14 protein-coding genes are annotated in these 12,877 nt (G+C 74.4%); 7 read left to right on the top strand and 7 right to left on the bottom strand.

The window, feature by feature from the left end; translation table 11 throughout:
• Positions 1 to 6: 6 nt before the first annotated feature.
• Both LEP48_RS15900 and gltX read right to left on the bottom strand, forming a co-directional pair.
• Positions 7 to 756, bottom strand: coding sequence for an HAD family hydrolase (locus LEP48_RS15900; RefSeq protein WP_225566559.1), 750 nt, complete (start codon positions 754 to 756; stop codon positions 7 to 9).
• Positions 753 to 2,174, bottom strand: coding sequence for a glutamate--tRNA ligase (gene gltX, locus LEP48_RS15895; protein WP_225566558.1), 1,422 nt, complete (start codon positions 2,172 to 2,174; stop codon positions 753 to 755). The genes LEP48_RS15900 and gltX overlap by 4 nt, the downstream gene beginning before the upstream one ends.
• Before the next feature lie 105 nt (positions 2,175 to 2,279).
• Between gltX and LEP48_RS15890 the strand changes: the two genes are divergently transcribed.
• On the top strand, positions 2,280 to 2,981 hold the full coding sequence (locus LEP48_RS15890) for a flavin reductase family protein (RefSeq protein WP_225566557.1): 702 nt from the start codon (positions 2,280 to 2,282) through the stop codon (positions 2,979 to 2,981).
• A gap of 85 nt (positions 2,982 to 3,066) precedes the next feature.
• On the opposite strand, the gene LEP48_RS15885 is transcribed toward LEP48_RS15890, so the two are convergent.
• From LEP48_RS15885 to LEP48_RS15875, 3 genes are read right to left on the bottom strand one after another with little or no spacing between them, the layout of a single operon-like run.
• Positions 3,067 to 3,615 carry an NUDIX domain-containing protein gene (locus tag LEP48_RS15885; RefSeq protein WP_225566556.1) on the bottom strand — a complete coding sequence of 183 codons (549 nt, stop codon included), beginning with the start codon at positions 3,613 to 3,615 and terminating at the stop codon, positions 3,067 to 3,069.
• Position 3,616: 1 nt separating this feature from the next.
• Positions 3,617 to 4,399 carry a fumarylacetoacetate hydrolase family protein gene (locus LEP48_RS15880; RefSeq protein ID WP_225566555.1) on the bottom strand — a complete coding sequence of 261 codons (783 nt, stop codon included), beginning with the start codon at positions 4,397 to 4,399 and terminating at the stop codon, positions 3,617 to 3,619.
• A 9-nt stretch (positions 4,400 to 4,408) separates the two neighbouring features.
• The gene (locus LEP48_RS15875) at positions 4,409 to 5,314 is read right to left on the bottom strand and encodes a class I SAM-dependent methyltransferase (protein WP_225566554.1); all 906 of its coding nucleotides are present in this window, start codon (positions 5,312 to 5,314) and stop codon (positions 4,409 to 4,411) included.
• Between the two features lie 105 nt (positions 5,315 to 5,419).
• On the opposite strand from LEP48_RS15875, the gene LEP48_RS15870 reads away from it, so the two are divergent.
• Positions 5,420 to 6,646 carry a heparan-alpha-glucosaminide N-acetyltransferase domain-containing protein gene (locus LEP48_RS15870; protein WP_225566553.1) on the top strand — a complete coding sequence of 409 codons (1,227 nt, stop codon included), beginning with the start codon at positions 5,420 to 5,422 and terminating at the stop codon, positions 6,644 to 6,646.
• Here LEP48_RS15870 and LEP48_RS15865 read toward each other — a convergent pair.
• Positions 6,643 to 7,497, bottom strand: a complete 855-nt coding sequence (locus LEP48_RS15865; protein WP_225566552.1) for a PhzF family phenazine biosynthesis protein — start codon at positions 7,495 to 7,497, stop codon at positions 6,643 to 6,645. The two genes, LEP48_RS15870 and LEP48_RS15865, sit on opposite strands and share 4 nt — an antisense overlap.
• A 64-nt stretch (positions 7,498 to 7,561) precedes the next feature.
• Between LEP48_RS15865 and LEP48_RS15860 the strand changes: the two genes are divergently transcribed.
• Complete coding sequence (locus LEP48_RS15860) at positions 7,562 to 8,500, top strand: 3-methyladenine DNA glycosylase (protein ID WP_422723848.1); 939 nt, start codon at positions 7,562 to 7,564, stop codon at positions 8,498 to 8,500.
• A gap of 22 nt (positions 8,501 to 8,522) precedes the next feature.
• On the opposite strand, the gene LEP48_RS15855 is transcribed toward LEP48_RS15860, so the two are convergent.
• Positions 8,523 to 9,080 carry a CGNR zinc finger domain-containing protein gene (locus tag LEP48_RS15855; protein ID WP_225566551.1) on the bottom strand — a complete coding sequence of 186 codons (558 nt, stop codon included), beginning with the start codon at positions 9,078 to 9,080 and terminating at the stop codon, positions 8,523 to 8,525.
• Positions 9,081 to 9,118: 38 nt separating this feature from the next.
• Here LEP48_RS15855 and LEP48_RS15850 point away from each other — a divergent pair, with 38 nt between their 5' ends.
• The 4 genes from LEP48_RS15850 (at position 9,119) to LEP48_RS15835 (ending at position 12,835) form a co-directional block, all read left to right on the top strand.
• Complete coding sequence (locus LEP48_RS15850; protein ID WP_225566550.1) at positions 9,119 to 10,099, top strand: EamA family transporter; 981 nt, start codon at positions 9,119 to 9,121, stop codon at positions 10,097 to 10,099.
• A 107-nt stretch (positions 10,100 to 10,206) separates the two neighbouring features.
• Positions 10,207 to 10,950 (top strand): aminoglycoside 3'-phosphotransferase, encoded by a 744-nt coding sequence (locus tag LEP48_RS15845; RefSeq protein ID WP_225566549.1) that lies wholly within the window; start codon positions 10,207 to 10,209, stop codon positions 10,948 to 10,950.
• Positions 10,951 to 11,269: 319 nt separating this feature from the next.
• Positions 11,270 to 11,998, top strand: coding sequence for a lytic polysaccharide monooxygenase (locus tag LEP48_RS15840; protein ID WP_225566548.1), 729 nt, complete (start codon positions 11,270 to 11,272; stop codon positions 11,996 to 11,998).
• Between the two features lie 114 nt (positions 11,999 to 12,112).
• Positions 12,113 to 12,835, top strand: coding sequence for a lytic polysaccharide monooxygenase (locus tag LEP48_RS15835; protein ID WP_225566547.1), 723 nt, complete (start codon positions 12,113 to 12,115; stop codon positions 12,833 to 12,835).
• The last annotated feature ends 42 nt before the right edge of the window (positions 12,836 to 12,877 follow it).

The raw sequence follows: 12,877 nt of genomic DNA, 5'->3' as shown, positions 1-12,877 counted from the left end.
GACCGCTCAGAGGGCGAGGGCCGCCGGCAGGTCCGCCAGCCCGGGCACGACGGCGATCCCCGCGGAGCGCATGGCCGCGACGTCCACGTCGTGCTCGCTGCCGCGCCGCGCGCCCGGGCGGTCGAGCCACACCCCGACGAGGCCGGCGTCGTGCGCGGCGCGGGCGTCGACGGTCGGCTCGTCGCCCACGTACGCGGTGCGGGCCGGGTCGGTGCCCAGCTTCTCGGCTCCGGTGCGGAACACGTCCGGGTGCGGCTTGCCGTACCCGAGCGTGTCGACGCCCACGAGAACCGGCAGCCCCTCGAAGAGTCCCGCGGCACGCAGCTTGCGCTCCTGGAGCTCGGTCGCGGCGTTCGTCACGACCCCCACCGCGACACCGGCCGCACGCAGGGCGACCAGGGCCGGCAGCGCGTCGTCGAACGCCGACCACGAGCGCTCGAACGTGCCCCAGAAGAGCGTGTCCCAGGCCCCGAACGACGCCTCCGTGACCTCGCCGCCTCCGAACGTGCGGTGCAGCAGGTCCGCGCGCAGCCGCCGCTGCGTCAGGTGGTCCGTCTCCCCGCGCGTGTACCGCTGGTAGTGCCCGCCCGGGTCGGAGCGCCAGTGGTCGAGCAGCTCCGGGTACCGGTCGGCCGGCACGTGCGGCAGGTACTCCACCGCGACGGCGGTGAGCGCCTTGGCGAACGCGCCCTTGGTGTCGACGAGCGTGTCGTCGACGTCGAGCAGGACCCCGTCGACGGTTCCCCGGCCGCTCACAGCTTCGCGATCGCCGCGTCGACCCGGGCGAGGGTGCGCTCGCGGCCCAGCACCTCGAGGGACTCGAAGAGGGGCAGGCCGACGGTGCGGCCGGTGACGGCGACGCGGACCGGGGCCTGCGCCTTGCCGAGCTTGAGGCCGTGCTTCTCCCCCACCGCGGCGACGGTGTCCTTGAGCGGCTCGGCCGCCCACGGCTCGAGCGTCGCGAGCGCCGCCCGGACGTCCGTGAGCAGTTCCGCGGCCCCCTCCTTCATCGCCTTCGCCCAGGACCGCTCGTCGGTGGCGGGCTCGTCGAGGAACAGGAAGTCCACGTTGTCCGTGATGTCGCTGAGCAGCGCGACCCGGGACTGGGCCAGCGGCGCGACGGCGGCGAACGCGGCGGCATCGAACTGCTCCTCAGTCCAGGGCGCACGCGGGGCGTGCAGCCACGGGTCGACGGCCGCGCTGAACGCGGCGACGCTCATCTTGCGGATGTACTCGCCGTTGAACGACGCCAGCTTCTTGACGTCGAAGAACGCCGACGCGCTGTTGACGTCCTCCACGCGGAACCGCTCGACGAGCTCCTCGAAGGGCAGGATCTCCTCGTCGTTCCCCGGCGCCCAGCCGAGCAGCATGAGGTAGTTGACCATCGCGTCGGGCAGGTAGCCCTCGGCGAGGTAGTCCTCGAGCGCCACCTTGTCGCGGCGCTTGGACAGCTTCTGGCGCTTCTCGTTGACGATCACGGGCAGGTGCGCCCAGACCGGCGGCGTGGCCCCGAGCGCCTCCCACAGCAGCTGCTGCTTGGGCGTGTTCGACAGGTGCTCCTCGCCGCGGATGACGTGCGTGATGCCTTCGTCGAGGTCGTCGACGACGTTCGCGAGCAGGAAGACGGGCGAGCCGTCGCCACGCGCGACGATGAAGTCCTCGAGCGCCGAGTTCGGGAACGACGGGTTCCCGCGGATCAGGTCGACGACGTGCGTCTCGCCCTCGTCCGGGGTGCGGAAGCGCAGCGCGCGCCCGGCCTCGTACGTCAGGCCGCGGTCGCGACAGAAGCCGTCGTAGCCCGACTGGGGGTTGCCTGTGCGGGCGGCGACGTCGTCGCGGGTGCAGTCGCAGTAGTAGGCGCGGCCGGCGTCGAGCAGCGTCGCGGTCGCCTCGCGGTGCTTGGCGACGTTCTGCGACTGGAAGTACGGGCCCTCGAACGTGGGGTCCTCGGCGTGCATGCCGAGGGCCGCGAGCGCCGACAGGATGCCGTCGGTCCACTCCGGCTTGTTGCGCGCGGCGTCGGTGTCCTCGATGCGCAGCACGAACGTGCCGCCCTGGTTCTTGGCCACCGCCCAGTTGAACAGCGCCGAGCGGGCGCCGCCCACGTGGAACATGCCCGTCGGGGACGGGGCGAAGCGGACACGGACGTCGGAAGAGCCTGCAGCGGGGATCACGGCACCAGCGTAGTTGGCCCGCACCACCCGCCGTCGTCGGGGTGGACGACGCCGCGTCCGATTCCCGCCGGACGCCGCCCGCGCCCCCGTCCTAGCGTCGAGCGCATGACCAGCACCTCGAACGGCACCGAGCACGCGACCGAGCACGCGACGCAGCACCCGGCGGGGCACGTCGCCGTCGACCCCGCGATCCTCTACTTCGGCACACCCGTCGTGCTGCTCAGCTCCACCAACGACGACGGCTCGACGAACCTCATGCCGATGTCGTCCGTGTTCTGGCTCGGGCACCACGCCGTGCTCGGCATCGGCGCGCGCAGCCACACGGCGCACAACCTGCGCCGGCGACCGGAGCTCGTGCTCAACCTGGCGTCGCCGGCCGTCGTGACCCACGTCGACCGGCTTGCCCTGACCACCGGCCGGTCCGACGTCTCACCGTGGAAGGCCCGCGCGGGCTACGTCTTCACGCCCGACAAGTTCGCCGCCGCCAGCGTGACACCGCTGGAGTCGGCGACCGTCCGTCCGCAGCGCGTCGCCGAGTGCCAGGTGCACCTGGAGGCGGTGGTCCGCCAGGTGCGTCCGCTCGGCGCCCGCCCGGGGGACGACGTCGACGCCGCCCGCCAGCTCAACGTCGAGGCGGAGGTGACGCGCGTGTGGGTCGACCCCGCGATCCGGCTCGCGGGCCACCGGGACCGCATCGACCCGGACCGGTGGCGCCCACTGGTCATGAGCTTCCAGAAGTTCTACGGCCTGGGCGACCAGGTGCATCCCTCGCGCCTGGCGACGATCGACGAGGACCACTACCGCTGACCGCACGCCGAGAGTCGAGGGCCGCTCGGCGCGGGCCGTTCGACGCCGGGAACCGGCCCGGCGTCGGAAGACGAGTCCCCCGGCGTCAGCCCCGCACGCGCGCCACGGCGAGCGCGACCGGCTCCGTCAGGTCGGGGTTCGGCAGGGCGCCCGTCGGCCACCACCGCACGTCGAGGGACTCCTCGCTCACCGCGTGCTGCGCGCCCGGCGCGGCGACCGCGACGAACCGCACGTCCAGGTGGTGCGCCTCGCCGTCGGCGCCGCAGAACGGCACCGCGTGCTCGTCGAGGTGCACCGGGACCGGGTCGAGCGCCAGTTCGCGGGTGGCCAGCCCCGACTCCTCGGCGGCCTCGCGCAGCGCGGCGGCGGCCAGCGACGGGTCGCCGGGCTCGACGTGCCCGCCGAGCTGGAACCACTGCCGCGCCTTGGCGTGCAGGGTCAGCAGCACCTGCTCGCCGTCGGCGGACAGCACGACGGTCGACGCCGTGAGGTGGTCCGGCCGGCACGTGCGCAGCACGCCGTCGGGGTGGTCCGCCAGGTGGGCGACGAAACGGTCCCGCAGCGCGCGCTGGTACGGCGTCGCCGGTGAGGTCGCCCGCAGGACGGCGAGCGCGTCGTCGTGCAGCGGGGGCACCTCAGTCGCGGCGGAAGACGGGGTTGGCCAGCGTGCCGAGGCCCTCGACCTCGACCTCGACGCGGTCGCCGTGCTCGATGCGGCCGACGCCGGCGGGCGTGCCGGTGAGGATGACGTCGCCCGGCAGCAGGGTCATCGCCCGGCTGATGTAGGACACGAGGAACGGCACGTCGAAGACCATGTCGGCGGTGCGGCCGTCCTGCTTGAGCACGCCGTTGACGTAGCTACGGACGCCGACGTCCTCCGGGTCGAGGTCCGTGTCGATCCACGGGCCCAGCGGGCACGAGGTGTCGAAACCCTTGGCGCGCGCCCACTGCCCGTCCGTGCGCTGCGCGTCGCGCGCGGTGACGTCGTTGGCGACGGTGTAGCCCAGCACGTACGACCTCACGTGCTCCGGCTCGACGTCCTTGCACACCTTGGAGATGACGACGGCGAGCTCGGCCTCATAGCTCACCTCGCGGGTGAACTCCGGCAGGACGATCGGGTCATCCGGGCCGACGACGGCGGTGTTCGGCTTGAAGAACAGCAGCGGGTTGGCGGGGACCTCGCCGCCCATCTCCTTGGCGTGGTCGGCGTAGTTCTTGCCGACCGCCACGATCTTGGAGCGTGGGATCACCGGGGCGAGCAGCCGCACGCCGTCGCCGAGCTCGACCCGCTCGCCCGTCGGCATGGCCGGCATGGAGAGCGGGTCGCCGCCCAGCACGGCGAGGAAGGTGCGGTCGCCCTCCTGCTGGACCAGGGCGAAACGGGGGTCGTCTCCGGTGGTGAATCTCGCGATGCGCACGGGTTCAGGTTACGCGCGGGCGAGGACTTCGCCGTGCAGGATGGCGAACCAGCCGTCGGGCGCCTGCGCCCACGCCAGCCAGTCCTGGGCGAGCTGCTCGAGGGCGACGTCGTCGGCCAGGCCCGACTCCTGGGCCTGCACCGCGAAGTTCGACTCGACGCAGCGCTCCGCCCACACCTGGCCCCACCACTGCCGGTCGGTCGGGGTGGCGTAGCACCACGACGACGCCGACGGGACGATCCCGTCCAGGCCCGCCTCCATCGCCCACGACATGAGGCGCCGGCCGGCGTCCGGCTCGAACCCGTACGCGTGCGTCACCTCGTGGTACAGCGTGTTCCACTCCTGCAGGCCGGGTGACTCGGGGTACCAGGCCATGGCCGCGTAGTCCGCGTCGCGCAGGGCGACGAGACCGCCGGGCCGGGCGACGCGGCGCATCTCGCGCAGCGCCGCGACCGGGTCGCTCAGGTGCTGCAGGAGCTGGTGGGCGTACACGACGTCGAACGAGTCGTCGGCGAACGGGAGCTCGTAGACGTCGGCCTGCTCGAAGCGGACGTTGGTGTTGCCGAGCGCCTCCGCGTGCTGGCGCGCGGCGTCGAGCACCTTGGCCGACGCGTCTACGCCCACCACCTCGCCGCCGGCGAGGATGCGCGCCAGGTCCGCGGTCACGGTGCCGGGGCCGCAGCCGACGTCGAGCAGGGACATGTCGTCGCGCAGGTGCGGCAGCAGGAAGCCCGCGGAGTTCTGCGCGGTGCGGCTGCGGTGGGCGCGCAGCACGGACTCGTGGTGGCCGTGCGTGTACGACTCGGACTCCTTGCTGGGCACGGTGTGGTGCGTGCTCGGTGCCTCGATCGCATCGTTGAGGTCGGCGCCGGCCGGTTCGGCCGCGCCCTCGGAGTCCGTGCGCTGGTCGCTCATGGTGCCTACCGTAGTGACCCGCCCGCGCCGCCACCGGCCAGTTCTCACGGTGCGGGACGCCGAGCCTCACCCGTGGGGCGCCGTGCCGGTGGCATCATCGGCGCCATGGGTGCCGCCACCGCTGCCAGCGAGCCTGCGGGCCGCGCCACCGCACCGGCCGCGGACGGCGGGTGGGTACGGCGCCACGTCGACCGGCTGACCGGCGGGCCCGGCCGCGTGCCGGGCGTCGACGTGGCGCGCGGCATCGCGGTGCTCGGCATGTTCACGGCGCACGTCGGGGTCACCTCGGGCGACCCCGGCACGCTGGAGGGGTGGTTGTCCCTCGCGCACGGCCGGTCGTCGATCCTCTTCGCGCTGGTGGCAGGGGTGTCGATCGCCATCGTCAGCGGCGGGGAGCGCCCGCTCGACGGCGCGGCCCTCGTCCGCGCGCGGACGCGACTGCTCGTGCGGGCCGTGCTGCTGATGGCGCTGGTCGCGCTGCTCGACCTGCTCGGGACCCGGGTGGCCCTGATCCTCGGCTTCTACGCCGCCTACTTCGTGCTGGCACTGCCGTTCCTGCGCTGGCGGCCGCCACGGCTGGCCGCCCTCGCCGTCGTGGTCGCGGCCGTCGGCCCGGTGCTCGCGCACTGGGGTCCGGAGGTGCTCGCCCGCGCGGGCCTGCGGCTGCCCCACGACGGGTCGGGCGCGGCCACCGACTTCCTGCTCACCGGCCACTACCCGGCCGTGGTCTGGATGGCGTACGTGCTGGCGGGGATGGCGATCGGCCGGTGCGGCCTGGGCTCGCGCGGGCTGCGCAAGGGCCTGGTGCTCGGCGGGCTGACGGCGACCGCCGTCGGTGGGGTCCTGTCCGAGTGGCTCGTCGCTCGCGCCGGCGGGGTGACGGCGATCGAGGACCGGGTCACGATGACCTCCAGCGCCCTCGTCCCGGAGCCGTACGCCTGGTCGGACGCCTGGCCGACGTCGTCGTACCTGCTGCTCTCCGGCCCGCACCACGACACGACGTTCGAGGCGGTCGCGTCGGGCGGGTTCGCCGTCGCCGTGCTGGGCCTGTGCCTGTACGCGGGCGCGGTGGGCCGGTGGGTGCTCGCGCCGCTGGCCGCCGCCGGGTCCATGGCGCTGACCGTCTACTCCCTGCAGATCGTGGCGATCTGGCGCTGGGATTTGGTGGGGTCCGCGACGAACGGGCCGCTGGCCCTGATGGTGGTGGTCACGCTCGTCGCCGCGACCGCGTGGCGGTTCCTCGTGGGCCGCGGGCCGCTGGAACGGCTGCTGGCGTGGACGGCCGACGGCGCCGCACGACGTGTCACGCCGTCCCGGGGCTCACGCACCTAGAGAGCGACGGTGCCCTGGATCGTCGTCACCGCGGCGCCGCCCACCCACACCTCGCCGTCGGCGTCACGACGCACGTGGACGCGGCCACGCCGGCCCAGCGCGGTGCCCTGCGAGGCGACGTACGACGTGGGTAGGACGGACCCGGCGAGCCACTGGCCGAGCCCGGCGTTGAGGCTGCCGGTCACCGGGTCCTCGACGACGGCGCCACGCTCGCCGAAGAACGCGCGCACCTCGACGGCGGCGTCCTCGCCCGGCGCCGTGGGCCCGACGACGCCGAGCTTGAGGTCCCCGAGCGCGTCCGGGTCGGGGCGGACGGCGAGCACGGCGGCGGCGTCCCGCAGGCGCGCCCCGACCCAGCCCGGACCGTTGTCGATCCACGCCGCGTCGACGACGTCGGCTGCCGTCAGCCGCAGCGCCCGGGCGACGCGCGCCAGATCCTCGGGCCCGACCGAGCCGGACCGGATCAGCGGCGGCGCCGCGAAGGCGAGCCGGCCGCCGTCCTCGCGGCGCACGCTCACGAGGCCGACGCCGCACTCCTGCAGCACGTCGCCCTCCCCGTCGGCGCTCTGCGGCACGCCGCCCGCCTCGAGCCACGCGTGCGCGGACCCCAGCGTGGGGTGCCCCGCGAACGGCAGCTCGCCGCTCGGCGTCCAGATGCGCACGCGGTAGTCCGCCGCGGGGTCCGTGGGTGCCAGCAGGAACGTCGTCTCCGAGAGGTTCGTCCAGCGCGCGAACGCCGCCATCTGGTCGTCGGTGAGGTCGTCGGCGTCGTGCACCACCGCCAGCGGGTTGCCCGTGAGGGGCCCGGAGGCGAAGACGTCGACCTGGCGGAAGGGGCGGAGGTGCGGCACGTCTCACACGCTAGTGCTGCCCGGGCCGCGCGGCCGCCGGGCGCCCCGCTCGTACGCTGGTGGGGTGCGCGCCACGACCCTCGACGACCTTCAGACGCCCTCCGGGGCGCCGGCCGTCGTGCTGCCCCGCGACGCGTGGGAACCCCGCGCCGACGCGCACGCGGAGCGCGCAGACGCCCTCACCGCCGTCTGGCGCGCGGCCCGCGACCGTGGCGACAAGCACGCCGTCGAGGACTTCCTGTTCACCTACTACCCGACGCGGGTGAGCCACCTGCGGCGCTGGCACCCCGGTCCCGGCGTCGTCCTGGTGGGCGCCGCCGAGCACGCCGGACGGCGCTGGTACCGCGACGTGGCCCTGCCGGACGGCGGCACGGGCGCCGCGCTCGACACCGCGGCGTTCCTGGCCGACCGCGGCGACACCGTCCGCTTCGTGCGGGGGCTCGTGGCCGCCACGGCCGGGCGCCCCGGCACGTTCGGGTGCTTCGGACTGCACGAGTGGGCGATGGTCTACCGCGACCGCGCGGCCGGGCGCGACCAGCGCCACCCGCTCCCCCTGCGGCTGGGGCACGAGGGGACGGACGCCGTCGTCGAGTCGCACCGGGTGGGCTGCTCGCACTTCGACGCGTTCCGGTTCTTCACGCCCGAGGCCCGTGAGCGCAACCAGCTCCGGCCCACCCGCGAGCGCCAGCCCGCGATGGAGCAGCCGGGCTGCCTGCACGCCGGCATGGACCTGTACAAGTGGGCCTTGAAGCTGGGGCCCGCGGTGCCGGGCGACCTGCTGCTCGACGCGTTCGAGCTCGCCCGCGACATCAGGTACACCGACATGGCGGCCGCGCCGTACGACGTCTCGTCCTACGGCGTGGCGGCCGTGGCCATCGAGACGCCGGAGGGCAAGGCGGAGTACGTGCGCCGCCAGCGGGGCTTCGCGGAGCGGGGCCAGGTGCTGCGCGCCTGGCTGGTCGACGTCTGCGACGCCCTGCTGGGTGCTGTCCCCGCCGCCTGAGGCGGGCACCGCCCGCAGGGTCTCAGCCCGCAGGGTCTCGGCCCGCCCGCCCGGCGCGGCGCGCCCGCAGCGCGGCCTGGGCGTTGCGGTTGGTGCACGCGGTCGAGCAGTAGCGCCGCGAGCGGTTGCGGGAGAGGTCGAGGACGATCCCGTCGCAGTCCGCGTCGGCGCACCCGGACAGGCGGGAGAGCTCGTCGGCGCGCACGACGTCGATCATCGCCATCGCCGTCTCGACGAGGATCCGGGTGGCCAGCGGTGCGTCGTCGCCGACGGCGTGCACGTGCCAGTCCTCGTCCCCGTGGCGCACGAGCCGTGGGGTGGCCTCCGCCTCGGCGAGCATCGCGTTGACGAGCGGCGCCGCGTCGTCGCGGTCCGCGAGCAGCAGCTCGCGCAGGCGGGGGGCGAGCGCCCGGACCTGCGCGAGCTCCGCCGTGGTGCCGTCGTGACGGCCGGTGTAGCGGTGCCGGGCGTAGAACGCGTCCAGGTCCGCGACCGTGTCGAGCGTCTCGGGGGGCTCGACGGCGTTGACCACGTCGACGGCGGCGCGGAGCGACTGCTCGGTGTCATGAGCGAAAAGCATGTTGACACGTTACCTCGACCGCCCTAGCGTCATGACCCATGAGCATGATGGCCCATGACGCGCCGCGGCGGTCCGACGTCGGGGCCGGCCTCGCGCTGGCAGTCGCGTCGGCGGTGACCTTCAGCCTGTCCGGACCGTTGGCGGCCGGGCTCTTCGCGACCGGGTGGAGCCCGGGCGCGGTGGTCCTGGTGCGCGTCGCGCTCGGTGCGCTCGTGGTGGCGCCGTTCGGCGTCGTCGCCCTGCGCGGCGACTGGTCCCCGGTGCGCCGCAACGTGCGCCTCCTGCTCGCGTACGGCGCGCTGGCCGTCGCCGCGACCCAGTTCTGCTACTTCGCGGCCGTGCAGCACATGCAGGTCGGCCCGGCGCTGCTCATCGAGTACTCGTCCCCCGCCGCGGTGGTCACGTGGCTCTGGCTTCGGCACGGCCAGCGGCCCGGGCGGGCCACCGTGGGCGGGATCACGCTCGCCGCCGTGGGCCTGGTGCTCGTGCTCGACCTCACCGGTGCACGGCTCGACCCGGTCGGCGTGGCCTGGGCGCTCGGCGCGATGGTCGGGGTCTCCGCCTACTTCCTCATCAACGCCCGCGCCCACACGGGGCTGCCCCCGCTGAGCCTGGCGGCCGGCGGCATGGTCGTCGGGGCCGCGCTGCTGGGACTGCTCGCCGTGGCCGGCCTGATGCCGGTCACCGCCTCCGCCGAGCCCGTCGCCCTGGCCGGCGCCGTCGTGCCGGTGTGGGCCGTGCTCGCCGTGCTCGGGGTGGTGACGGCCGGCGTCGCCTACGTCACCGGCGTCGGCGCCGGGCGACGTCTGGGGGCGCGGCCGTCGTCGTTCGTCGGGCTGGTGGAGGTCGTGAGCGCGGTGGTCCTCGCCTGGCTGCTGCTCGGCGAGCTGCCGAGCCCCGTCCAGCTGATGGGCGGCGCGGTGCTGCTCGCCGGCGTCGTCGTGGTGCAGCAGGGCGACGCCGCGACCAGGCGAGCGACGCCGCGCACCACCGTCGAGCCCGTGGGCGCGCCCGACTGAGCGACGCGGACGACTGAGCGACGCGGACGACTGAGCGACGCGGACGACTGAGCGACGCGGACGACTGAGCGACGCGGACGGCGGCCGCGGGGTGCGACGATGCGTCCATGCCCCGCGTCCTCGCCGCCGCCCCCGAGGCCACCGTCGTCGTCCCGGACCCTGTCGTCGCACTGGCGGCCGGGGACGCCGTCCACCCCGTGTGGCGCAACGAGCTGGGCGGCCTGACGTTCCGCCTGACCGGGCCGTCGGGCGAGCGCTACGTCAAGTGGGTGGCGGCCGGCACGCCCGAGCTGGACCTGGATGCCGAGGCGGACCGTCTCGCGTGGGCCGGCCGGTACACCGCCGTCCCGCGTGTGCTGGAGCGCGGCGCGGACGCGACCGGCCGGTGGCTGGTCACCGCCGGGATCGCGGGCCGGTCCGCCGTCGACCCGCACTGGCTGGCACGGCCCGAGACGGCCGCCCGGGCCCTCGGGGCGGGGCTGCGCGCCCTGCACGAGTCGCTGCCGGTGGGCGAGTGCCCGTTCTCGTGGAGCGTCGGCGAGCGTGTCGCGCGCCTGTCCCCCGCCGCCCGTGCGCAGGTCGGCGAGGTGCCCGACGACGACCGCGTCGTCGTGTGCCACGGCGACCCCTGCGCACCCAACACCCTGCTCGACGACGACGGCCGCTGGACGGCGCACGTCGACCTCGACGCGCTGGGCGTGGCGGACCGGTGGGCCGACCTTGCCGTCGCGAGCTACAGCCTCGGGTGGAACTACGGGGACGGCCACGAGGCCGCGTTCTTCGACGCCTACGGCATCGCGCCGGACACGGAGCGGATCGGGTTCTACCGCCGCCTCTGGGACCTCGGCTGAGGCGGAGGTGCAGCGCAGGGTGGGGGCCGAGGCACGAGGCACCCGCCCGCAGCGCAACCGCAGCCCCCGCCGACAGACGACACAGCCTGAGGCGAAGGTGCAGCGCAGGGTGGGGGCCGAGGCACGAGGCACCCGCCCGCAGCGCAACCGCTGGCTGAGGCGAAGGTGCAAGCACCGGGGCGCTCTCCGCGTACGCGGAATCCCCTAGCCCGAGGCACCGGTCGGCAGGGCCGGGTTACGCAGTTCACCTGATGTGCGGGGGCGGACGACGACCTAGCGTCAAGTTTGTCAAGTTCCCTCACGAACGGGAGAGCAATAGATGCGATGGCGTTCAACTCTGGTCGCTGCGGCCGTCGGAGCCGCGGCCCTTCTCGCGCCGGTCCTCGTGGCACCCACGGCCTCCGCCCACGGATGGGTCACCAACCCGCCGAGCCGGCAGGACCACTGCTCGACCGGGGCGGTGTCGTTCGACTGCGGCGGCCTGCAGTACGAGCCGCAGAGCGTGGAGGCCCCGAAGGGCTCCATGCAGTGCTCCGGCGGCGGCGGCTTCACGGTGCTCGACGACGAGTCCCTGCCCTGGCCGCGCACCCAGATCGACAACAGCGTGACGATGCGCTGGCAGCTCAAGGCCCAGCACGCCACGAGCACGTGGGAGTACTTCGTCGACGGCGTGCTGCACCGCACGTTCGACGACCACGGCGCCAAGCCGGACGCCGTCGTCGAGCACACGGTCGACAACCTCCCGGCGGGCGACCACACGATCCTCGCCCGCTGGAACGTCGCCGACACGGTGAACGCGTTCTACGCGTGCGTCGACGTGACCGTGGGCGAGGGCGGCGGCACCACCGAGCCGCCCGTCGACCCGACCGACCCGCCCGTCGAGCCCGGCGACTGCGACGTCGCAGCCTGGGACCCGGCGGCCGTCTACGTACTCGGTGACCGGGCCACCGTCGGTGGCCACACGTACGAGGCCAGGTGGTGGACCCGGGGCGAGAACCCCACGACCACCGGCGAATGGGGAGCGTGGAGGGACCTGGGCGCCTGTTGACGTCCCGGACCTCGTCCTGACGCGGCGGGCGGACCCTCCCGCGGGCCGCCCGCCGTCGCCAGACGAAGCAAGCACCACACCGGTGCCCCAGAGCAACACGAGGGAGACGAGTCGATGAAGACCAAGCTTCGCTCCGCACTGCTCGCCGCCGCGGTCGGGCTCCTGACCGTCGCGGCCCCCGTCGTCGTCGCGCCGAGCGCGTCGGCACACGGCTGGATCACGTCGCCACCCAGCCGCCAGGACCACTGCGCGACGGGCACGACGTCCTTCGACTGCGGCCAGATCAAGTATGAGCCGCACAGCGTCGAGGCGCCCAAGGGTTCCATGCTGTGCTCCGGCGGCAGCCGGTTCTCGATCCTCGACGACACGTCGAAGCCGTGGCCGCGCACCACGGTCGGCAGCAGCACCACCTTCCGGTGGGAGCTCACCGCCCGGCACGCCACGAGCACGTGGGAGTACTTCGTCGACGGCGTGCTGCACCGCACGTTCGACGACGGCGGCGCCCAGCCGGGGTCCGTCGTCGAGCACAGGGTGGAGAACCTGCCGGCGGGGAACCACACGATCCTGGCGCGCTGGAACGTCGCGGACACCGCCAACGCCTTCTACGCGTGCGTCGACGTGAACGTGGATGGCACCGGCGAGCCCGACCCGGACCCCGACCCGACGGACCCGCCCGGTGACTGCGAGGCGGCCGCCTGGGACGCGAACGCCGTCTACCTCAACGGGGCCCAGGTCTCGCACGACGGCCGGACGTACCAGGCCAAGTGGTGGACCCGGGGCGAGAACCCGGCGAACAGCGGCGAGTGGGGCGTCTGGAAGGACCTCGGCGCCTGCTGACTCCGCCCCACGGTCGATCAGGGCGTGGACGGCGTGGGCCGG

It is taken from the genome of Isoptericola luteus (assembly GCF_020297055.1).
Lineage (GTDB): Bacteria > Actinomycetota > Actinomycetes > Actinomycetales > Cellulomonadaceae > Isoptericola > Isoptericola luteus.
This window is presented reverse-complemented; position numbering and strand designations above follow the sequence as displayed.